The 22915-nt window shown below is 30.6% G+C and carries 19 protein-coding genes; 4 read left to right on the forward strand and 15 right to left on the reverse strand.

Annotation, left to right across the window (positions count from 1 at the left end; translation table 11 throughout):
* From Q4512_RS06645 to Q4512_RS06655, 3 genes are all read left to right on the forward strand, one after another.
* A partial coding sequence (locus Q4512_RS06645) for a T9SS type B sorting domain-containing protein (RefSeq protein ID WP_303423215.1) occupies positions 1–637 on the forward strand: 637 nt, incomplete at its 5' end.
* 19 nt (positions 638–656) lie between these two features.
* On the forward strand, positions 657–1595 hold the full coding sequence (locus Q4512_RS06650) for a pyridoxal-phosphate dependent enzyme (RefSeq protein ID WP_303423217.1): 939 nt from the start codon (positions 657–659) through the stop codon (positions 1593–1595).
* A 110-nt stretch (positions 1596–1705) separates the two neighbouring features.
* Positions 1706–2167 (forward strand): cold-shock protein, encoded by a 462-nt coding sequence (locus tag Q4512_RS06655; protein ID WP_303423220.1) that lies wholly within the window; start codon positions 1706–1708, stop codon positions 2165–2167.
* Positions 2168–2288: 121 nt separating this feature from the next.
* Here the strand turns inward: Q4512_RS06655 and Q4512_RS06660 are convergent, their stop codons facing one another.
* The 15 genes from Q4512_RS06660 to Q4512_RS06730 all read right to left on the reverse strand — a co-directional run bounded on the left by Q4512_RS06660 (position 2289) and on the right by Q4512_RS06730 (position 20569).
* Positions 2289–3548: a mechanosensitive ion channel family protein gene (locus tag Q4512_RS06660; RefSeq protein WP_303423222.1), complete on the reverse strand. Its 1260-nt coding sequence runs from the start codon at positions 3546–3548 to the stop codon at positions 2289–2291.
* A gap of 1035 nt (positions 3549–4583) precedes the next feature.
* On the reverse strand, positions 4584–4817 hold the full coding sequence (locus Q4512_RS06665; protein ID WP_303423224.1) for a hypothetical protein: 234 nt from the start codon (positions 4815–4817) through the stop codon (positions 4584–4586).
* A gap of 32 nt (positions 4818–4849) precedes the next feature.
* The gene (locus tag Q4512_RS06670; protein WP_303423226.1) at positions 4850–7930 is read right to left on the reverse strand and encodes a hypothetical protein; all 3081 of its coding nucleotides are present in this window, start codon (positions 7928–7930) and stop codon (positions 4850–4852) included.
* A complete protein-coding gene (locus Q4512_RS06675) occupies positions 7927–8757 on the reverse strand; it encodes a hypothetical protein (RefSeq protein WP_303423228.1) in 831 nt (276 codons plus the stop codon). Before Q4512_RS06675 ends, Q4512_RS06670 begins: the two co-directional genes overlap by 4 nt.
* On the reverse strand, positions 8747–9721 hold the full coding sequence (locus Q4512_RS06680) for a TRAFAC clade GTPase domain-containing protein (protein WP_303423230.1): 975 nt from the start codon (positions 9719–9721) through the stop codon (positions 8747–8749). Before Q4512_RS06680 ends, Q4512_RS06675 begins: the two co-directional genes overlap by 11 nt.
* Before the next feature lie 7 nt (positions 9722–9728).
* Positions 9729–11021, reverse strand: coding sequence for a GTPase-associated system all-helical protein GASH (locus Q4512_RS06685; protein ID WP_303423232.1), 1293 nt, complete (start codon positions 11019–11021; stop codon positions 9729–9731).
* A gap of 469 nt (positions 11022–11490) precedes the next feature.
* Positions 11491–13707, reverse strand: a complete 2217-nt coding sequence (locus tag Q4512_RS06690) for a CocE/NonD family hydrolase (protein ID WP_303423234.1) — start codon at positions 13705–13707, stop codon at positions 11491–11493.
* A gap of 32 nt (positions 13708–13739) precedes the next feature.
* Positions 13740–14474 carry a CPBP family intramembrane glutamic endopeptidase gene (locus Q4512_RS06695; protein ID WP_303423236.1) on the reverse strand — a complete coding sequence of 245 codons (735 nt, stop codon included), beginning with the start codon at positions 14472–14474 and terminating at the stop codon, positions 13740–13742.
* Positions 14475–14511: 37 nt separating this feature from the next.
* A complete protein-coding gene (locus Q4512_RS06700; RefSeq protein WP_303423238.1) occupies positions 14512–15132 on the reverse strand; it encodes a hypothetical protein in 621 nt (206 codons plus the stop codon).
* A gap of 325 nt (positions 15133–15457) precedes the next feature.
* Positions 15458–16432, reverse strand: a complete 975-nt coding sequence (locus Q4512_RS06705; protein WP_303423240.1) for an NAD(P)-dependent alcohol dehydrogenase — start codon at positions 16430–16432, stop codon at positions 15458–15460.
* Positions 16433–16516: 84 nt separating this feature from the next.
* Complete coding sequence (locus Q4512_RS06710; RefSeq protein ID WP_303423242.1) at positions 16517–17191, reverse strand: DUF6624 domain-containing protein; 675 nt, start codon at positions 17189–17191, stop codon at positions 16517–16519.
* Positions 17192–17266: 75 nt separating this feature from the next.
* The gene (locus tag Q4512_RS06715; protein WP_303423243.1) at positions 17267–17869 is read right to left on the reverse strand and encodes a hypothetical protein; all 603 of its coding nucleotides are present in this window, start codon (positions 17867–17869) and stop codon (positions 17267–17269) included.
* A gap of 239 nt (positions 17870–18108) precedes the next feature.
* Positions 18109–18840, reverse strand: a complete 732-nt coding sequence (locus tag Q4512_RS06720; protein WP_303423246.1) for a hypothetical protein — start codon at positions 18838–18840, stop codon at positions 18109–18111.
* A gap of 46 nt (positions 18841–18886) precedes the next feature.
* On the reverse strand, positions 18887–19972 hold the full coding sequence (locus tag Q4512_RS06725; protein WP_303423248.1) for an acyltransferase family protein: 1086 nt from the start codon (positions 19970–19972) through the stop codon (positions 18887–18889).
* 12 nt (positions 19973–19984) lie between these two features.
* On the reverse strand, positions 19985–20569 hold the full coding sequence (locus Q4512_RS06730; RefSeq protein ID WP_303423250.1) for an ankyrin repeat domain-containing protein: 585 nt from the start codon (positions 20567–20569) through the stop codon (positions 19985–19987).
* A gap of 226 nt (positions 20570–20795) precedes the next feature.
* Between Q4512_RS06730 and Q4512_RS06735 the strand changes: the two genes are divergently transcribed.
* Positions 20796–22895 (forward strand): helix-turn-helix domain-containing protein, encoded by a 2100-nt coding sequence (locus Q4512_RS06735; RefSeq protein ID WP_303423252.1) that lies wholly within the window; start codon positions 20796–20798, stop codon positions 22893–22895.
* The last annotated feature ends 20 nt before the right edge of the window (positions 22896–22915 follow it).

The raw sequence follows: 22915 nt of genomic DNA on the forward strand, positions 1-22915 counted from the left end.
CACAATAATTTATGTTTCTATAATTCCGTATAATGCGGCAGGAAATGCAACAACTTGTTCTGAAGAAAGTTTTACAACCGAAGCTTTAATTCCGAATTGTACAACATTAGTTTCCCCAGCAAATAATGACGCCAACGTTTCGGTTTCTACTGCAATTTCTTGGAACGCAATAGCCAATGCTACTGGATATTTTTTAAATATAGGAACCACAGCAGGAGGAACAGATATAGTTTTTAATGAAGATATTGGTAATATTACTACGTACTATCCGCTTTCTGATTTACCAGAAAACACAACCATTTATATTGCTGTAATTCCATATAATAGTCAAGGAGCAGCTTCTGGTTGTCATGCAGCATATTTTACCACAGAAAACTTAGCAATTGTTATCCCTTCAGTATTTACGCCAAATGGAGATGGTTATAATGATACTTGGTCTATTACCGATCCGAATAACGAAATTAAAACGGTTTATGTATTTGATCGTTATGGAAAACTTTTAAAAACATTTGTCCCCAACTCACAAGGATGGAATGGAGAATTTAATAATATACCATCTATAGCAAGTGATTATTGGTATCTTATAGAATTTCAAAACGGAAAGCAATCAAAAGGGCATTTCTCTTTAAAACGATAATTTCATTTTAATATACATAATGAATCACAAAAACGCTATCATAGAAAGTCAGCAACGTATTTCCAAGTATATACATAAAACGCCTGTACTAACCTCACAAGGAATAAATACGATCTGTGAAGCGACTCTATTTTTTAAATGTGAAAACTTTCAGAAAATGGGTGCTTTTAAGATGCGTGGAGCCACGAATGCTATTCTTCAATTAACCGAAGAACAAAGGAGTAGAGGAGTAGTAACACATTCTTCAGGAAACTTTGCACAAGCATTAGCTTTAGCAGCAAAAAGCTTGGGTGTTACTGCATATATTGTGATGCCAGAAAATGCGCCGCAGGTGAAAAAAGATGCCGTTTTAGGCTATGGTGGAAAAATAACGGAATGTGCATCTACTATTGAAGCAAGGGAGATAGCTTCCGCTAAAATGGTAAAAGAAATAGGAGCAACTTTTGTACATCCATCCAATGATATGGATGTTATTTATGGTAATGCAACAGCTTGCTTAGAATTATTGCAAGAACAACCAGATTTAGAGATGGTAATTGCTCCAGTTGGAGGAGGAGGATTATTGGCAGGAACAGCATTAACAACGCACTATTTTGGTAATAACGGTTTAGCGATTGGCGGAGAGCCAAGTGCAGTTAATGATGCATTTAGATCGTTGCAAAGTGGAAAAATAGAAACCAATTTACATACAAATACGATTGCAGATGGATTAAGAACCCATTTAGGAGATCTTAATTTTCCGATTTTAAAAAAATATGTACATGAAATTATTTGTGTAGAAGAACAAGCTATTTTAGAGGCGATGCAACTCATTTACCAACGGCTTAAAATTGTAGTAGAACCTTCTAGTGCTGTAGCTTTAGCAGTTGTATTAAATAACAAGGAAAGCTTTAAAAACAAACATATTGGTATACTACTTTCTGGTGGGAATGTAGATTTACAAAAACTTCCATTTTAAAAAAAAATGCGAATAGAACTATAAAAGGAAGCAGGAATCTTTGCTTACAAGTAAGGAAATCAATATCTTTGAGACTTATTAACAAGTAAAAACAATATTTTAGGTAATTAATGGCAAAATCACAACAGACATTTAACAAAAGCGAAAAGGAAAAGAAACGTTTAAAGAAACGTGAAGATAAACGTAAAAAAATGGAAGCTCGTAAGGCGGAAAAAGAAGCAAATGGAACAGAAGGAATTCAGTTTGCATACGTGGACCACAATGGTAATTTAACAGATACTCCTCCAGATCCTGCTTTAAAAGTTAAAGTAAAAGCTGCCAATATTGAAGTAAGTATTCCTAAAACTTTAGAAGGAGACAAAGAAGCATTCGATCCAGTTCGATCTGGTAATGTTTCGTTTTTTGATACCTCTAAAGGTTTCGGTTTTATTATAGATTCTGAAAACAATGAAAAATACTTTTGCCATGTTAGTGGTTTAATAGACCAAATAACAGAAGGTAATAGAGTTTCTTATGAACTTGAAAAAGGACAACGTGGTATGAATGCAGTTAAAGTAAAACTACTTAAGTAATTTTATTTACACAATATTAAAAAAAGCTTCTTATTTATAAGAAGCTTTTTTAGTTTATAGATGTTAAGGATTTCATTAAAATGAAAAGGAGTGAGGCTAGAAACGTAAATATGTTGCTTTGTTAAACTGTTCCTATTCCTGTGCTTAATTCGAATACTTCTAGATCAAAATAGGTAATAGCAGCCAAGCTATGATCGAAAATATCGGAAATAATATACTCGTAATTTTCCCAACGTTTATCTTTACTAAAAGCATAGATTTCCAGAGGCAAACCTTGAGCTGTTGGAGCTAATTGACGAGTCATAATAGTCATGTCTTTATTAATAGCAGAATGATTTTCGATATACGATTGTATATACTTTCTAAAAACCCCTAAATTGGTAAGGTTTCTACCATTAATTAAAACCGATTTATCAATGCCATGTGTTTCATTATGTTTATCAATTCCTTTTTTAGCATCGGTAAGGTAGGTCGTAATGAGTTGTATTTTCGTTAGTTTTTCAATGTCTTCCTGCGATAAATAATGTACACTAGAAGCTTTTATTAATATAGAACGTTTAATTCTTCTTCCACCAGAATCACTCATGCCACGCCAGTTTTTAAACGAATCGGAAATAAGCGCATATGTAGGAATTGTAGTTATGGTTTTATCAAAATTCTGCACTTTTACTGTAGATAAATTAATTTCAATAACATCACCATCTGCGCCATATTTTTCGAAGGTAATCCAATCTCCAATACGTACCATATCGTTTATAGACACCTGAATACTAGCCACAAAACCTAGAATTGTATCTCTAAATACTAGAATAATAATCGCAGAAGCAGCACCAAGTGTGGTAACAAATTTCCAAAAGGAAATTCCTGTAATAATAGCAAAGATAGAGAAGAGGCCAATTATCCAAGCAAAAATCATAATGACTTGAATGTAACTATCAATGGGTTTGTCTTTAAAACGTGGTAGTGTTTTTAGATAATCTTTTACCGAATTTAAAATACTACGAGCTACCCAAAGTGTTAGGATGATTCCGAAAACTTTAAGCGATTTTTCGATAATATTTTCTAGATAGGGAAAATCCTCAAAAACCATAGGAATAAACTCTAAGGCAAGAATAAGCGGAATAATGTGTGCAATATTACGAGGTACTTTATTTTTAACCAGAATATTATCAAATTTAGATTTTGACTTTATAGCAAATACATTAAATGCATTGATAAGTATTTTTCTAATGATGTAATCAATAATAAAAACAACAAGCATTAAAGCCAGTAACAAACCCAGCATATTAAGATATTTGGCAGTGTTGGCGGATACACCTAATTCGATTAGATAATCGTAAAGTAAATGTTTTATTGCTACAATATTTTTAAAAGAATGCATGGTATAAAATTTGACTACAAAAATACTTTATGTTTTAGGACTATACGATAGTTTTGTTTTTTATTAACGTTTTAAGTTTTAAAGAAAACATTTGATTTGTATAGATTATCAAGAAGTGCAGGAGTTTAGAAAAAGTCTATTTTACATAATATCAATTATAGTACATTTTACAACAATTAGCGAAATAGCGCATTTCAGCGATATTTTACATAATTAATGATATAACGTCTTTAGACTTATATCTACTAATTATGTAAAGCTAATTGTGGCTTCGTTAAAATAATTTAGATGTGTAGCTATAATTCAATATTATGTATAATATCCCAGTATGTGTTGTTTTCATAACAAACGTTTGTACTTGGGTAATTAAACATTAGTGTTTTACTTCTCGTTTAAATTGAATATTCTGTACAATGGTTCAAGTTTTTTCAAATACGCGATTTATCAAGAAGCTTCAGAATTCCATTTCTGTACTATAATTAGCCGTTATGTAAAATAGCCGCTACCAAGCGCTCGATTGTTTTATAAAATCAAATTGCTCTGGCAATTTATTTTACACACAATTATCCATCGCTTGCCAACGCCAAAATAAAAGCTAACCTTTTTTGCTCTTATTAAAAATCGCGTATTCGATAAAATGTACGTCATAAAAAATTTTAGACGATTCTCGTAAGCTTGCCACAAGAGTATAAAATTTTCCCTCGCTCAAATCCTAGCTTTAAAATTTCTATACACTTGTTATATGTAGAATTTCAATTAATCCTTTTTTTTAAATATTATATCTTTTTTTCTTGATAAAAAAAGAAACAAAAAAATCAAGGCTGCATAAACTTTTGGAAACAATTTACGGCTCATTCGCTATATTTCAGGAAACATTGTTACTCGTTTACATTGCTTTGAAATCCCTTGTATAATTAAAACTCTTAAGAAACTGTATTACTAAACCCCTAAAATATGAACGCTCACTTCACCTTATTGTTTTACCAAAATTTTATGAGGCCAAGTTAAAATCGAAATTCTATTTTACATAATATATTATTCTATAGACTCCCAAATTGAATCACAAACAAATTTCGATTCTCTTTCATTTGCATTATCAGTAATATAAAAATGTTGAGTTTTTCCAATATGATGTGCAAAAATATAATGCATACCTTCAGGTTGATTTACATCATCAATTATTAGTTCTTCAAGATGCACTCCTCTATCAATTAATGGTTTTAATTGCTCTTTTTGTTTATTAGATATTGCTTTCGAATTTATAAACATGATTTTTTGAATTAGTTATTATGTCATTTTTACTATACATTATTATATAAATTAAAAATTAACCAATAAGCGAATGCCGCAGCTGTATTTGATGCTAGTGCTTTGGCATTATCTGGTCTTCTGTCAGTTTCTTCTAAATTATTAGAATCCCCTACTCTTTCTAAAATATCGGAAATACCTCTAACTACACCAACCAACATTTTACTTTTAGACCTTCCTTGTCTTTCAGCAGCTTTGGCAAAGCCAAACCCTTCCATTTCTACTGCAGAAGTATCATTATAATACTTAGTCAATACTTGTCCAATATGAGAATCATAATGCTCAACTATCTGTTCACCAGAGGCGATTATTCCAAGATTTGCTTTAATTTTTTCTGTATCAAAACCTCCTTTTATTAAATTTTTCCAATCATCTTTATTTCTTTCAATTTTCGCCATTTCTGAAACAGCATATGAGCCCGTGCCTAAATCTGGACGAGCACTAAAAGAGTTTTCTTCGGATTTACCAGCTTCATATGAGTATATCTTTTCAGGATAAATAACGTCACCTACTTTAAAGTCATTTACTTTACGTGAACCAGCTATACCAACATAAAACATGCAATCTGGCAAAAAGTTATTTATAGCTCTTTCTGTTTCTTGTGCTGCGATATTATTTTTAGGTCCACATTCACGTATAACCACTTCTGCAACAATGTTTCCTGCTAATTCGAAAATTCCTAACTCATAGATTGTATCATCTTTATTAATACGTTTAATATTATTCAAATGGCTTCTAACAGCCATATATTCTTCATTTATTGCTGTCAGAATTATAACAACAGGTAATTTTTTATCCATATTCCCTTGATTCTTAATTGTGCTTTGCACATCGAAATTACTATTATCTTTTCTTCCAAAACCGAGCCTAAAAAAGAAATCCTTATTACATATCTCAATTGTAAATTGAAAACCTCTATTCTCAATTAAAATTCTATTTTTTATTTCTTTATAACTTTTAAACCAGTTATTTTTTAATATTAAATAACCTATACGTTTACAATCGTCGCTTTCAAATAATCCAGGTTTTCTACCTAAATATTTCAAAAACATTGACTCTTCTACATTAAAACTTTCGAAAAGTATTAAGAGTTTTGTAAAATTTAAATCATTAGTTTTCTCAATTAGCAAATTAACATGCTCAGAAAAAGAAATATCCTTTTTTAATTTATTCTCTGATTCTACAATTTGATTAATTAAAAGTACCTTCTCTAATTTATTAAATGAGCTAGTATTTTGAATGAAATTGTTTCTAGTAGTTAAACTTAAAAAATTCCATAATTTCGCCCTGTTTTTAAAGTTAGATAAATCACTATGTTTTGATTTTGAAATCTTGCTAAGTAAAAATTCTTCAACTTTTTTACCATTGATTAGCTCATCTAGTATACCGTATGTTAATTTTAACGGATTTATTACATAATCATAAGCAGATATGTTTTGTTTCTCACAGAGAGTCCAAATTTCAATCCAACCCTCATTATTAACCTTTATTTTCGAAAGTAATTTTGGTTTTTCAACAATTAGTCTAACAGAAAAATCAATCAAACTTTCCGATGGATTTTGTGAACTATAATCTATAAATGATTCACTACTAAAATTCGATGCTAATATTTGTAAACCTTCAAAATTATTTTCATTATTTTCTATTTTTAATTGCCTATTAATAGCAATATTTATAGGATATAATTTCGATAAAATTGAAGCATGGAATTTAATCCAATTTTTATTTATAGCTAGTTCTTCTAAATTCTTTAAAGCTTTAGAATCAATTTTATTGATATACAAAATAAAATTATTTTCAATATAATCAGGTAGTATTGATTCGAATATTCCTACCAATATAGGACTAGAATTAAACCAATTAATAATTGAAATTATATATTTTTCCTCCCAATTAGCAATTTTATCCTCAAAATAAGTTTTGATTGTTTCACGCCACCAATTTGCTTTATTTTCTAAATAAGTTTTTTCTAAAATTTTTACTATGTCAGTATTGGTTTCTTCCAAAAACAATTTATCATCTAACCAATTGATTAAAATATTGGAAAGAATGCTTTTGTAATTAAGAAAACTAGACCAATTAATATTAGGAATAGCATTAATTTCTTTATGAGTAGCATATTTAAACTTAGAAGCTACCGTTTTAAGTAAATCAGTTTTTTTCTCTTGAGCGACTTTTGTATTTGGACTAAATTTTGAAATTAAATCAACAAAAATTAACAAAGGTATAAGTTCTTTACTTTCAGAAATACTAATATAAGTTGGCAGAACTCTCTCAAGTTTTAATAAATCGTCAATTTCATTTATTTGAAGTCCAAAATCATTAACTAAACTATTTAATTCTTTTGCTTTATCAATATTACCAGTTAATAAATATGACGTCTGAGTTTCGTAATCTTCGATTTTATTACTATCTACAATTTTAAAATTATAGTTTACCCAGTTTTGTTTTATTTCTTCTGGAATATAAATTAAGTTAAGTAAATTCTTATCAATTTTTTGGGGATTGTATCCAACACCCAATTTAATATTTGGTTTTACAAGATTTGGAATATTTAACCAAATTCGATTTATCCAATCGATATAACCTTCTTCACCAACCCAAACAATTGTATTGTTAAATTCACTATGATTTACCAATCCATTAATAGCACTTGCTAATTGAGAAGGAGCAAATTTACTTATGTATTCTTTTGAATTGGAAATATCTAATTGAATTGGCTCTAAATTTAAATGCTTATCTACTTTTTCCAAATGCAATTCAAGTAGAGGTTTTAAATTATTAACTTCTATTAATTCATTTATTTTAATAATTAAAACATGCGAAAAAACTCTACCACTTCTAACATTTTCTGATGAGTCTGGAAAGGTTTTAATAAAAAGAAAAAACTCACCAACAGAAAACGCTCTAAATACAGGTTTACTTAATATTGAATTTGGTGGTCTATCAATTAAATCCGTAATATTACTTAATCGACTTGCAATACTAGAATCTTTAAATGAGGAGTCTAATAAATGATATCCTTTTGACGAATCTAATTCTCCATAGATTGCTTGCTGTATGTTAATTATCATATATTTAATGCAATCTCAATTAACTTGGTTAAATCCTTTTCATGTGTATTATTTTCATCAACTAAATACCCAAATGATTCTGGTAAGTCATCAAGATATTTGTCTTGTGCTTCTTTTGTGTCTAATGGAAATTCTTGAGATGATAAACCAATTATTTTATAAGAGTCAGTTTTCCAAACAGTATCTATAAAATGGCTAAACATTGGTAACTTTTCAATTAATATCTCAATGGGTTTTTTTGTTGTTCCCAACTCATCCCAACAAGTTAAAACAATTAGTAATTTAGGAATATCAATTTTTGATTTTACACCAACATCTCTAGCATAAAGTAGTGATTGTAATAATTCAATAAATAAATATTGATGTGATAGCTGATTTTCTAGGGTCGTATTATCTCTATTAGAATCAATATCAGTATATCCTTTTAAGCTTAAATCATAATGATGGTAAAGCTCTCCTGGTCGAATAAAAAGTATCCATCTATCATTTTCTTTAGTCAATTTTTGCCAATTATTGTCATACTCCATAAATTCTGTGACATTACTAACTTGTTCTCCTCCGTAATCTGGACAAATTAGATCAAATGATTTATTATCAAGTTCAACAGGTATTACTAATTTTACATTTTCACTAGCAGCAGTAGGTTCTGTTGGTTTTCCTTCGGCTAATCTTTCGCATGCACTCAAAATACTTTTGATATTTTCAGGTGTTTTACCTAAAGTAATTCTACAGTTTTTATTAATTATTCTATTATATAGTTGTGCTAAAAATGTAGTTTTTCCAGATTTGGGCAGACCTATTATTAATGTCGAATTATTAGCTTCCATAAGTTCCTCTATATTTAAAAAATATGTCTGTTGTATTTTCAATTTCTGGAATCATTTCCATTTTTTTAGGCTGACAAAGTTTGTCAAATAGATATTCAGAAACCGAAAGGTTGTTTTTATGACAAAGTACATCTGGATCATTTTTTGAAAAATTACTTATTTCAATTGTATATGCATGCGGTAAAAATTGTTCGATAGACTGCTCAATAGATGCTTTAATGTTTGGTCGTATTTCGTCAATCCTATCTGCTTTAGACCAAACAACAACTATAGGTCTATCGTTCAAATTCGATGCTATTTGGCTTGCCAATTGCACAATAGCTTGTTTTGTTCTTCCTCTACCTTCGATTACAGATACACAATCAATAAAAAAAATAAACGCATCTGAATTACTATATATCCATCTAGCATTTTCAGCATTTATATCATTAATGTCATTTGCCCATAAATTAAAAACTTCACCAGAAGAATCCGCATATAAAACATCATATATAGTTTCTTTATTTCTTAGTGCTAAATGATAAAGACTGTAGTAATCAGAATTAGAAGGAGTTGGTTCAGGAAAATCTACTTTTCCATTTGGTTTTATTTTAAGGTATTTGGCTAAATTTTCCCATGCAATTAAGGTGTGACTTCCAGCAAAATTCCAATTATCAAATTTTTTACCATTGAATAAAAGCGTATAAATCATACCTAAATATGAGGTTTTACCAGCATTTGGAGCACCAACTGTTCCAACTATTAATGGTTTTGAGCGATGCGATAATAATTTAATATCTTCTGGATGAAGAGCTAATCCACTCCAAGGAATGACGTTAACTTTAGTATTACTTTTTATTTCTTTTTCTACGTTTTCTTCATCAGTAATATTCCAATATTTACATTGTTGGTACTCTGGACTTATCAATTCTACACATAGACCCTTTGGTGCTGGACAATCTGGATTTGTACAAGTTTTTATCATATACAATCTATTTAGCTATTGCAATTTTATTAGCTTGTAAATCATTAAAGAGCCAAACTGTGAAATCTGCTAGTGAAACTTCTATTTTATTATCGATACCAATCTCATCAAAAGGATTGACTTCAGATTCTTCATTCAGCATATTTGCCACTACGATTCCTAAAGATTTACGTCCTATTCTATCATCCATTAAACTTAAAAGTGTGTTCTTTATACCTAAATCTAGTTCAGATGTACTTTTGAATAAATCTGCTAATGATTTATTGGAATCTATATCGTCACCAAGTACGCATCTTAAGGTTTCCTTAAGGAAAAAGTCTACACTTACAGGATAAATAGGGTCAACAAAACAGCTTAAATCATAAGCCATCGTTATTGCTACTCCAATAGGATCAAGACTTCTATAAGATTTATTTTGACTTGTAGACAATAGAGCTTCTTTCCACCATAGTAATTCACTTCTTTTATTATTTGCAACTATACCCTGTGTCAAATTTGTTGATAATTGTTCGTAATATGGTTGAATAGATAAAAAATAGTTTTCTAACTCTTTTTGAATAGATTCCGCTATAGCATTTAAAGATTTATTTTGTGCTGTAAATCCCTTATTTACTTCTGTTGCAATACCTTTAGCAGCATTTGTAGAGAAATGTGGTGCCCAGTTTTGATTATTGAGGCTGCTAGGATTTGTACCACCTCCACCATATTGAGACCAACCAGAATATTGAGAAGCGATTTGCAATTGTTCAGCTAAACTAGCTTCATTAATTTTTGCTGAAGAAACTACTGAACTATCAATCTTAACGTTGTGTGGTGTATTTGCTTCTTTAACATCTTTTATTCCCCAATAAGATCTACTCGAAATTTCTACTTTATTTCCAATGCTTTTTAAAAACTCTTCAACAACAACAGATTCATTAGCCAATTTATAATGTGATATAATATTACGTCCTGAAAGCCAAATAATAGTTGCAAAATGTTCATCACTTGCTAAATCATTTAAAGCCTCAAGAATTACCGCTCTTATATAGTTTACAGGCTTATCTTTTGTTTGAGAAACACTATTCTTAAAAGTTGACCATTTAGTAATAATTATTTTTTCTACATCGGCAACTATAGGTTCATCTTCAGAAATGAATGGGTCTAAAGCTACTAATGTATAAGGAATAACTTTTGCTTTTTTCTTAGAAAGCCTTTTTTTTACTTCTGTTGCTGCAGCTTTTAGTTTAGTAATATTTTCCTGTTCAGCAGTTTTTATAAATTGGTTATTTAAATAAGTTTGTAAGATTGATTCAGCCATATTCTAAATTTTATGTTAAAATAATGTCAATAATTAGACCAGTAACTAACTGGTGTCAAAATGACATTAACTCTTTTAATGGTAATTTTATTAATCAAATAGGGAGAGTTTAAATATAGTGAATTTTGTAGGAATTTATTTGAGGGTAAACCGCAAATAATTGAATATTTTATAATTTATATCCATTCCACACATATTACGCTTCCCTCCTACGTCGTCGCATAAAAAGTGTTCCATTAACATTGTAGAAGAAACTTTTAGAATAAATTTTTTCAAGAAACTATAGTAACAACTTTCGCTTTTAACCAAAGCTCAAGTTACATAACGCAGAACATTATAGTACAAATATAATATATGAGTAAAACGGCGAATAGAACTTTTTCTGTTCTATTTTACATAGATGCAGATATAGCGCCTTTAGGTCTATATCGTCAGCATTTATGTAACAGCCGTTTTACGACCTGAAAAACTAATCTTTCCAAACTGGTAAAGAAATACTGCTCTTGCCTGTAAAAGTAATTTGTAAAGGAATTTCAGCATCATTAATATTTTCTATATTCACGTCTTTTCCTGTACCATAATTAATCTGTGCATTATTATTTTTATTGACGTTAACAACAACAACTATCCTACTCCCTTTTTCTAACTTTTTGCTGATTAGTTTTGAATTATCGAAAGACACTAGCGTTTTTCGATTTGGTATAAGTAAATTTCTTTGCTCTCTATCTTCGGCATAACTAGCTCTACCAATAAAATAACTTAAATGGAAATACGTTCCTTCAGGAGTCAGTTGATTTACAATTACAGAATAATCAACATCTTTTTTATTGATTGATAACTCAAGCTTTCCAAAAAAGGATCCGTTTATAATAACATCTTCTTTTAATTCTTCAGATATAAAGACCAGACCATCATTTAAATTGATATTGTCTTTTTCTAATGGCCAAGGATAATACGCTGTGTTAGTCATATTTTCCCTATCTCTAAAATCAATAGACATTTTTATCTCTGAATTATTTTCTTTCGATTTCAAAGCATAAAAATCATTGTATTTATTAGAACTTAAATGAAACTTTAGCGTATCATTTGTCATTGCCTTTAAAGTTGGTTTGTGCATCCAAGAATTGGTGCCCATGACCTGAAAACTCACTTTATCTTTTAAAATGCCAGGTTTTTCTTTTCCGTTTAAAATGTAATCAAACCATTGATAAATTAAATCCTCTTCAATGTTTATCAAAGCAGCGTTATCTAATTTATAATTCCTTAGATTTTCTTGTGGTTTTGTTTGTGAAGTCCAATGATCATAAGGCCCAACTAACAAATAGTGATTCGGGTTTTTGGTGTATTTATAATGCTCATTAAAATAGTACATGGCTCCTCTTTGTGAGTCATCATAATAACCAGTAATGGTTAAAATTGGAATATCAATTTTAGCAAACTCTTGTTTGTATGGAATCATTTTTTTCCAATAATCATCATAACTAGGATGTTGCATATAAGTATTCCATAATGTATTTACCTGACCATCTAAACTATCTAATTTGTTAAATGCAACTCCTGTTTTGTACCATTTGTTTTTTAAAGAGTTCCATCGATTAAAATCATTTGAAGCTTCAAAATCTAAAAACTTGTTATTGGCCACATAGAAATTCCAAGAATACGAATAATTATGTAGTACATTATTTTCCATCGGATAATCAATTCCTGGAGCGACTGCTACCATAGGCACAATTGTTTTTAATGCAGGATGCACTTTGTGCTTCATAGATGCCCATTGTGTAAACCCATTGTAACTGCCTCCAAACATGGCTACTTTTTGATTAGACCATGGTTGTTTACTAATCCAATCAATCACTTCATAAACATCTGTGTGTTCATATTCAAGCGGTTTAATATCACTTTTACTTAATCGTTTTCCTCTTGTATTTGAAATAACTCCATTATAGCCTTTAGATGCTGCTAACATCGCACTGGTTTCATTGGTTCCTGCGTAAACAGAAGCTACTAATATGGTTGATTTTTTAGCTGTTGTATGTCCTTTTCGCTGTATTAAAACTATGGAAACTTCGGCACCATCTTTCATAGGAATTACAATACTATCATTTACGACATATCTACGATTATGATCTTGTTTAATTTCATCAAAGTATATTGCCCTAGTTTCTGAAAATACCCTTTTTAAAAAGTACTTTTTTACTAAATCTATTGCTACAGACTGTGAAATCTTTTCAGTTTTAATACTATTATAAGTGGTATTAAAATTATTAACGTAATAATCAGTAGGGTCTCTAACGATCAGGAATTTATCTAAATTAATAACTTGTAAGTCATTAGAATTCGCTACGTATTTGCTGTAAGCTTTTGTAAATGTCTCTTTGAAGTTCGTAGATAACTTTGCCTCTACATAATACTTGTAGACATCTAAATACTGGCTTTGATCTATTGGTGTTTCTTCTATTCTTTTTTTTATTGAAATTAAAGCGTCTTCATAATAACCTCTTATTAACTGGAATTTAAACTGATCGATTGCTGATAAGTTTTGAGTGTCACATTGTGTTGCAAATTGCTGCATTTGATTTGCAAGTGCTACTGAATCAGATAATTTGATCTTCTTAAAGGGTAATTCTTGTGTAAAAGAAGTAAAACTAATTACGAATAAAAGTAGTAAGAGAAATGATTTTTTCATTGTTTATTTTTTAAAAGTGCAAATAGATTAATTTAAGCAAGAATATCCCAACCAGCAAAACCAATAACAGTATAAAATAAGTTGTTTAAGACATGTATTAGAATGGCCATTTTTAAAGATCCTGTTCTTAAATATATCCATCCCCAAGTTATGCTAAAGAGAAAATACATTGGCCATAAAATCATGGGGCTATGACCAGCAGTAAAAACAACAGAAGTTATTAATATTGCTGCCCAAGCAGGTATCCGCTTTGTTAATGACGATTGCAAATATCCTCTAAAAACAACCTCCTCCATTAAAGGCCCTACAATAAGTGCCAAAAGTAGAAAGCCACTCATTTCAAGTACTCCTCCGTTGGCCTGAATAAAACTAAACATTTTAGAGCCACCACCTATAATCCCTCCTTGGTCAAAGCTTGGCAAAATAACCGACCTATATATCCAGGCTAAAAAATGTGTCGATACTAATGCCGCTATCACTAACAAAACTGCTTTGTTATTTTTAATCTTACTAGCTTGCAGTCCTATTTGTGGATATAAGGATTTGCCAGACCTATTTAGATCCCACCAGAATAGAAACAATATCATAATACCACCTAACACGGCAGAAGATACTCCAATAATCTCCATAGGAACAACCTTTGACGGCACAAAGAATTTAAATGCATAAGAGGTTATTATTGCTGCTAAAAGCTGACATGCGTACATACCAACAATGGCAAGAATTCCCCTTTTTATTGTTAATTGTGTATTTTTTTCTTCACTCATATTGATGAATTTGAAAAGTTAGAAGTAATAGTATATTTTAATTATTATTTGGGTTTGTGTACTGGATTAATTCTTCATTATATACAAAGCCGTCTTGATTTTGGGTCATTTTAATGAAGTTTTTTATTTCTGGAGCATACAACCAAACTTCATCCGTTTGTGCGTTGTAACCTCTAGAGTTTGAAACGGTTCCCTTGTATTCGATGGTGTACGCCATAAATGTTCCTGCTTCTACTGTTTCTTCTTTATAAGATAATACTTTTACATCTTGGCTTTGTTTTCTAGTAGTACCATCTTGACTGGTCCAGTCTTTTTCATATTTCCACGTTTCACCAACTTTTAAAGGCCATTTGTATCTTGGGGTTTCGCTTTCTTCAGGCTTTGTAATGTCTGATAGTGGAATTGTATCGTTTCCTACTGTTATCCCTAAAACACCATCTGTATTAACGATTTCTCTTGTGTCTTCTCCTTCTGAGCGTATTTCACCTTCCGTGGTTACGCCTTTATATTTCCAAGTCCATTTTTCTCCAACTGCATAGTCGGTAATTATTGGTTGAGTTGCTTCTTCTGTGTTGTTTTCACTACAGGAAGCTAACAATGAAATCATAACTAAATATATGATTTTTACAATTTTAAATACTCTTTTTAAATAATTCATAATATTGCTTTTAAATTAATTATAGTACAAAGTAAAGATGTCTGTTTCTATCAAAAAAGTAAAGTACACGAGCGTAAATAAAGGCTAATGAACGTTAGGAAACCTAGCGATTTAAAATACATGATTCTCAGGAATTAGCTATTTTAAAAATGCGATATGCGATAATAATATTACATAATCTAGGTAATGCTACAAAGAGCTCCTTCGGATGTCCCCCGGATATGCGTCGGGTATACCTCGGATATGCTTCGGGTAACGAGTGGATTAAGTTTTCGATTATAAAGCTTTAATATCCTTTCTTTTCTTTCTTTTGATTTGAAATTAATTAACTGTTTGTTTTTGGATTGATGATAACGATATTGCCTATTTTACGGTCGGTTTCAAGATAATAATGCGCTTCTATAATTTCTGATAGCTTGTAACTTTTATCTATAACCGTTTTAAGTCTTTTTTGCTTAAAAAAATCGGCTATTTCTAAAAATAACCTTTTTAATTCCTCGGTTTTTTTTAGACCTGTAGCCGCAAACTTCACTCTTTTTGGTTTAAATATTGAATACCACAAGGCATTTAAACTTAAAACAGGTGTTATAAAAACTCCATTTAACTTTAAAGCATTTTTAGACTTACTAAAATTGTTTTTACCCACTGCATCATATATAACATCGTAAGTATTCGTTTTATGTGTAAAGTCTTCCTTTTTATAGTCGATCACAAAATCTGCTCCTAAGGATTTAACTAAATCTATATTCCTTGTACTACAAACACCTGTGACGGTAGCTCCCATAATTTTAGCCAATTGAACTGCAGCAGTTCCTAAACTGCCAGAAGCACCATTTATAAGAATGTGCTGTCCTTCTTTCAAGTCACCAATATCTTTTAAAAAATTATATGAAGTTAGAAAACCATCACAAACAGGTGCAGCTTCCTCGTGTGATAAGGTTGTTGGCTTTAACGCTATTATAGAGGTTTCTGAAATGCATAAATATTCTGCATTAGTTCCATTACGGAATAACTTCTCTCCAAAAATTTCATCTCCAATTTTAAATATAGAAACATCACTGCCAACTGCTTCAACCGTACCTGAAAAACCAGTACCTAATGAAGTGTTTTTTGGCTTAAACAGGCCTAAAAACAATCTGCCAAATTTTGGCATTCCAGCTCTCATCATTGTATCTGCACGAGTAGCGGACGATGCTTTAATGTTTACTAAAACCTCATTAGGCTTAGGTGAAGGGGTCTCTTTATTAACGACCTCTATAACTTCTGGGGAACCATAGGATGTATAAATTGCTGTTTTCATAAGTACTATAATTTATTAATAAAGTTGTGAATTGTTCGGTTTTTAAAATTTCGTGTTTGGAAATTAGAACCTATTAATGAAGCATCAGTTATTCTGTTTTCTTTTTGTAAACTCTTTTGTTCTTCTTATCTGCTCTTCGAGATTCCATTCAAAATCAAATCTATTCTTTAGGAATATAGCGATGGAATCAAGACCAATTTCTGTTCTTCTTTTATCAATATTTTCTGGATCAAATATTGGCCACACATTAAAACTCTTGGTTTCTGGGTAATATTTCATTTGCCCTCCATAAATCTGTAAATCTTCTCTCTCTGTTGCAATTCTGTCTTCTGCTCTTACCAAGAATCGAGGTTCTAATTTCTTGTCTTTTACAGCCTGTCGCATCATTGGAAGGTATTGTATCCTAACTTCATTATCTGAGTGTTGAATAACATTACAAATGGTCCAATTACCACGTTCACCAGACATTTCTTTTGTTGGCCAACCATATTTATCAAGAATAGCCGCTACTTTTTTTTCATTAATTACATGATTCGTATCAATAATTAATTGTTGCTCTTTTACCAACTTAGAATCGACTCCAAATTTAGAAATCAATGAATCTCTTAATCTAATTGGGGTTTGTTCCGTTGTCCAAATCGTATCAAGTACTTCAATTAGACTTTCTTCTTTTTCTAAAACTATCGATATAGCTTTCGAATTGGTCGTATTGGAACAATTGAGCAGAAATAGTAAACAGGATAAAAAAATATATTTCATCTTAGGCTGTTTTTAATTTGACAATAAATCATTTGACTTATAGATGCCAAATGATTTATTTCGTGTTGTTGATACTTATAACCAGCTAAATCCTAATCCTACATTAAAGATTACTGCATCTCTATCCACATCTCCATCTAAAAACGCACGACCAAGAACTAATTTAGACTGCACATTAAGCGCGAATTTTTTCTTTTTGTAAATTTCATAACCTGTACTTGCCATAACAGCACAACCAAAGTTCCAATCGTCATTTACATCGTCTTTAATATCATATAGTGCTGGAGAGTCTATGGCTAAACCAATACCACCATGAATCCACCAACGATCTTTTGCCCAATATTGTACAGATGGAATAAAACCTCCAAAGTTTCTGTCATTATCTTGAAATTCGTATATACTTCCTGGCATAGAAACGGTAATGGCAAGCCTTTCATTTAACATATAGCCTAACTTTAAATCTGGAAAAACGAATGTTCCTTGCGATTTATCGAAAGTTTGAATACCTGCACTATCTTCTATACTAATAATGCCGCCACCAACTACGAATTCGACGATAAAGCCTTCTCTTTGTGTTGTTGATTCTTCTTTTGTGTTTTGTGCGTATGTTATACTAGATACTAATGCAAAGGCTACACAAGCCATTTTTAATAAAAATTGTTTTTGAATTGTTTTCATTTTAATTGATTTTATAATTGTTCGTTTTTTGATGGATGATTTATTTTGTAATCTCAGTTGTTGCATTAAGATTTTCTGGAGTATTCTAATGCTGCACCAATAGCAACACCAATGGGAAGCCACAAAGCTATGTTTGAGGTTAATAAGCCTAATAACACCCCTAAAACTATGCCTATTGCAAGTCTAATTCCTTTTTTACTTTTTAATTTGTTTCATAATTGTTTGACGTGTTTTCTATGTTATTCATTTGTATTTCCTAATTCAGCATAAGTGTTTTTTAGGTTTTTTAACGATTCAATTGCATCATCATAAGCCTCCCGATTTTGTGCAATCGTAGTCATTCTAGTTAGAACCATATTTTCAAAATAAATATCTTTTCCGTAAGTATCTGAAGACCTGCCCATTTCTCTGAATTTAACGTTTCGCATCAAAAAATTTTCATAATAAGCCTCGATTGCTTGTTGTTCTGAAGCTTCCAGTTTTTCTATGGGGTTGAATGTCTCGTATGTTTCTGAAATTGCGTTACGTAAGTTTAAATCGTTGAATAATTTTAAATCCCCAGAAAATTTTAAATTTTCATAGGTAATGCTTACTGGGTAAAACTTTTTAGACATGATTAGAAAAAATGATTTTGAGGATAATTTTGGGTTATCAAAATCCTTAAATAATAATATTTTGAATACGGTATCTAATTCTTGGAGCATTTGAGCTGCTTCATCATCAAGAAAGGTTAACTTTTTAAGGTTACGATCTGCCTCATCATGTAACTGAATAAGGTATGAATTCCGCAACTTTAATTTCTTTAAACTATTTGAATGTTCATTAATAGCCAATGCGATAAGGATTCCTACAATCACTAGAATAATTTCTCCCGCTGCATAAACAAAATAGTTAGCAAACTTACCTGCACGTCCGGCTGGCGGGTTTTTAGCTAATATTTTTCGTCTTTTATTTCTAAAGATTTTTATCATGGCTTAATGGTTTTATTAATTAAAATACAACGTCTTGAATAATACTCTAAATCCTTTTTAATTGGTTCTTTACGACACTTTTAAATTTCCATTTCAACCCAAATAATGGTCTTAAAATTGTGACTCTTTTTAGGATGAATTCATAGATAAGAAAACAGACGATAAACGTAAATACTGTAATACCTATAAATTTTAGCATGGGATGAAGTTCTAAAGGCAGAATGAGTAATGCACCTGCATATAGGACAAACATGTGAATAATATAAACAGGGTAAACGGCTGCACTCAAATAGTTTAGCAATGCACTTGGTTTATTAAGGTAACTATATCCCATTCCGAATACGCCCAATATCCAAGCATTAGACTCTACAGTAGTGATATACATATTTGATATGGACTCAAACCCTGTGAAACGAATCACGAAGAGTATGGTTGCCAAAGCAATATATAACCATTTCCACTTTGAAACGGTTTTCCAGAATGTTGTACCGCTATACACAAAAAGAAAACCAAAAAAGAAAGTCAGAAAGCCTATAAAAAATCCATGCCAAGTTTTAGCGTACATTTCAAATAGTTGTGGTTTCACAACACTAATTTCTATGATAAAAAATGCTGAAATAGATAATGGTCCTATGGCATAGGCCATCACTTTTGAAATTACATTCTTGAATTTACCATTTTCATTTTTCTTCAAATAGAAAAAAACAGGCGACAGAACTACGACATAGACAAAGATGTTTCCTAAAAACCATAAATGTCCCATATGTGGAAAATAACTCAATGGTATATTATAGTGCTTCTGAAAAAGTAAAAAATGTATTGGTGTTATTGCTAAAATCCCGAAGACAAAAGGTAATAGAATTCGCTTAGAGCGCTCTATTAATAATTGCTTCCAATTTCTTTTTTTCATTGCAAAATATAAACCCATACCAGACACAAAAAATAGTAAAGGTATTCGCCAAACATTGAGCATAATCATTGGTTTCCAAAGTCCTTCTAAAGCATTTTCGCTTCTTATAAATCCAATAAACATTGCCCAAGGTTGAAATATAATAGCTATATGATAGATTAATAATAAACCTATAGCAATGACTCTTAGCCAATCAATATCGTATCTTCTTTCTGTTGTCATTTTATTATATGTTTATTGTAACATCATTGCTACAACAGGACGTGCTTTTTGTAATTCATTAAGGTCTAATTTAAAACCCATTGGTTGTAATTGCAGAATTAACATGTCGTAAATAGGTTTCATTTCTGCAAAATCACTAGTTACTATTTCTCTTGGTGTTGCACCATAATTATTGCGTACAGTTTTATCTGCTTGTGCATCAATAAGTAATTTTACAATTTCTATACGTCCAAAGAATGCTGCTGTGTGTAGGGCTGTACCACCATCATTATTTTTTATTGACAAATCTGCATTTGCATTGATAAGTGTTTCAGCAATTTCAGGTTTATTGAAAGTAGCTGCAGACATTAAAGGTGTAGATCCAGACATGGCTTCTTTTTGATCAATATCAGTCCCAGCTTCAATATGCTGCTTAACTGCTTCCATATCTCCAGTTAATACAGCACCATGAATATCTATACTTGGTTTAGCAATTTCCTTTTTTGAAATGGCTGTTGTATCTTTGGTTTTACTTTTTTTTGAACAAGATGTTAATGACATTGCCATTATACTTATTATAGCCAAGCACATTACTTGAATTTTAATTGATTTTTTCATGATTTAAAGTTTTAAGAATTATTGTTTCTATTTGTTGATACAAAGATGCGATGAACTTTGAAGCAACAGTAAACAGCTATGATTCAAGAGCTATGAAGTTTAACGCAAGACTATAAATTATGAAGCAAGACTATAAATTATGGCGCATTTTATGATATTAAAAAAAATACCCTTAGATAAAATCTGTTTTTAAATTTTACTTATATTCGTTTCAGTTAATAAAAAAATGACTTCAAATCACACTTCAAATTCATTCTTGGCAGAAGCTAAATCAGCGGTTTTAGATCATATTTCTAACGAGCAATTTGGCGTTTCTGAGTTAGCAGATGTTATGAGTATGAGTCGCTCTAGTTTGCTTAGAAAAATAAAAAAGCAAACCAATTTGTCTGCCAGTCAGTTTATTCGAGAGATTCGTTTACAGACAGCAGCAACAATGCTAAAAGATACTGAGCTAACGGCTTCTGAAATTGCATTTGAAGTTGGCTTTAGTAATCCTTCTTATTTCACAAAATGTTATCGTGAATATTTTGGCTATCCTCCTGGTGAAACCAAAACCCAAATTGAGAAAGAAGAACTTGAAGCAGAAGCATCGAATTCAGAACAAGATCCTATAGAAGAAACAACAGCGCCTATAACAAAAAACAGAAATATAAATAGATATATTATAGCAATTACAACCCTATTTATAATTGCTATTGCTTATTTTTTTTATGACCAATTCACTTCAAATGAAACTCAAGTAATAAAGGAAAAATCAGTTGCGTTTTTACCTTTTAAAAATCTAAGTGAAGACGATTCTAATTTATATTTTATTAATGGCGTCATGGAATCTTCACTAAATAATCTTCAAAAAATTAAAGATTTACGAGTGATTAGTAGAACTTCCACAGAAAAATATAGGAACAATCCTAAAACTGTTTCAGAAATTGCCGAAGAATTACAAGTTAACTATTTAATTGAAGGCAGTGGACAAAAAATAGGCAATGAAGTTCTTTTAAGTATTCAATTGATAGATGTCAAAGCCGATAGCCCTATTTGGTCTGAGCAATACAAATACCAACTTGATAATGTTTTTAAGCTTCAAAATACTATTGCTAAAAAGATTGCCTTCGCCATAGAAGCGAATGTAACGCCAAAAGAATTGGCCCTTATTGATAGAAAACCAACAGAAAATATTATCGCTTATGATTTTTATTTAAAAGGTTTAGAACATCTAAATGAAAAAAGTGAAGAAGGCTTAAATAAGGCTATTTTAAATTTTGAAAAAGCAATAGAACAAGATGTAAAATACGCTAACGCATATGCTCAGGTTGCTATTTGTTACTATTATTTAGATTCGAATAAAATTGAAAAAAAATATTTGGATAAATTAAATGAATATGCTGACAATTCATTGCTGTATGATTCTACTTCAGAACTACCACTTATTGCAAAAGCGCTCTATTATATAAATGCAAACGAATATAAGTTAGCGATACCTTACTTAGAAAAAGCACTAGATTACAACCCAAATGCTTCTTCTATAGTATTAATTTTATCTGATCTATATTCTCGGGTTGTTCCAGATACACATAAATATCTCACATATGCTTTAAAAGGAATTAAATTAAATATAGAAGCTAATGATTCTATTAGCAAAAGTTATATGTATTTGGCGTTGAGTAATGCTTTTGCCCAAAACGGTTTTATAAATGAAGCACAGAAGTATGTAGAATTATCTTTAGATCATAATCCAGAGAATCATTATGCACCATTTTTAGAGGTATTTATCCAATACGCAAAGCATCAAAATATCGAAAAAGCGACTGACGCTTTAGTGAATGAATGGAAAAAGGATACGACGCGTTTAGATATTATGCAGGAAGTGGGAAAGTTTTATTATTACCAAGAAAAGTATGATAGTGCTTATTACTACTATGATAAATTTGCGGAAATCAAGGAAAAAAATGGTCTAAATATATATCCGCAAGAAAATTTAAAAATCGGATTGGTATACGATAAAATGGGCTTCCATGAAAAAGCTCAAGTTTATTATAAAGCTTATTCTGAATATTGTAAAAATGACCAATCTATATACCAGCCAATTAGCTTGGCTATAAAATACTTACATGAAGAAAAACTCAATCTTGCTATTGAGCAGTTAAAACTATTTGCTACTAAAAATAATTATCAATATTGGGTTTTGTTGTTTCTTCAAGAAGATCCATTAATGAAATCGTTGGAAATGCATCCTGATTACGATTCGGTTATTCAAAAAATTAGAAATAGATTTTGGGAAAATCATAATAAGCTTAAAGACATTTTAGAAAAAGAAAAGCTACTTTAAATCTTTGATGTATAGATGTT

Source organism: Oceanihabitans sp. 2_MG-2023, from assembly GCF_030547245.1.
Lineage (GTDB): Bacteria > Bacteroidota > Bacteroidia > Flavobacteriales > Flavobacteriaceae > Oceanihabitans.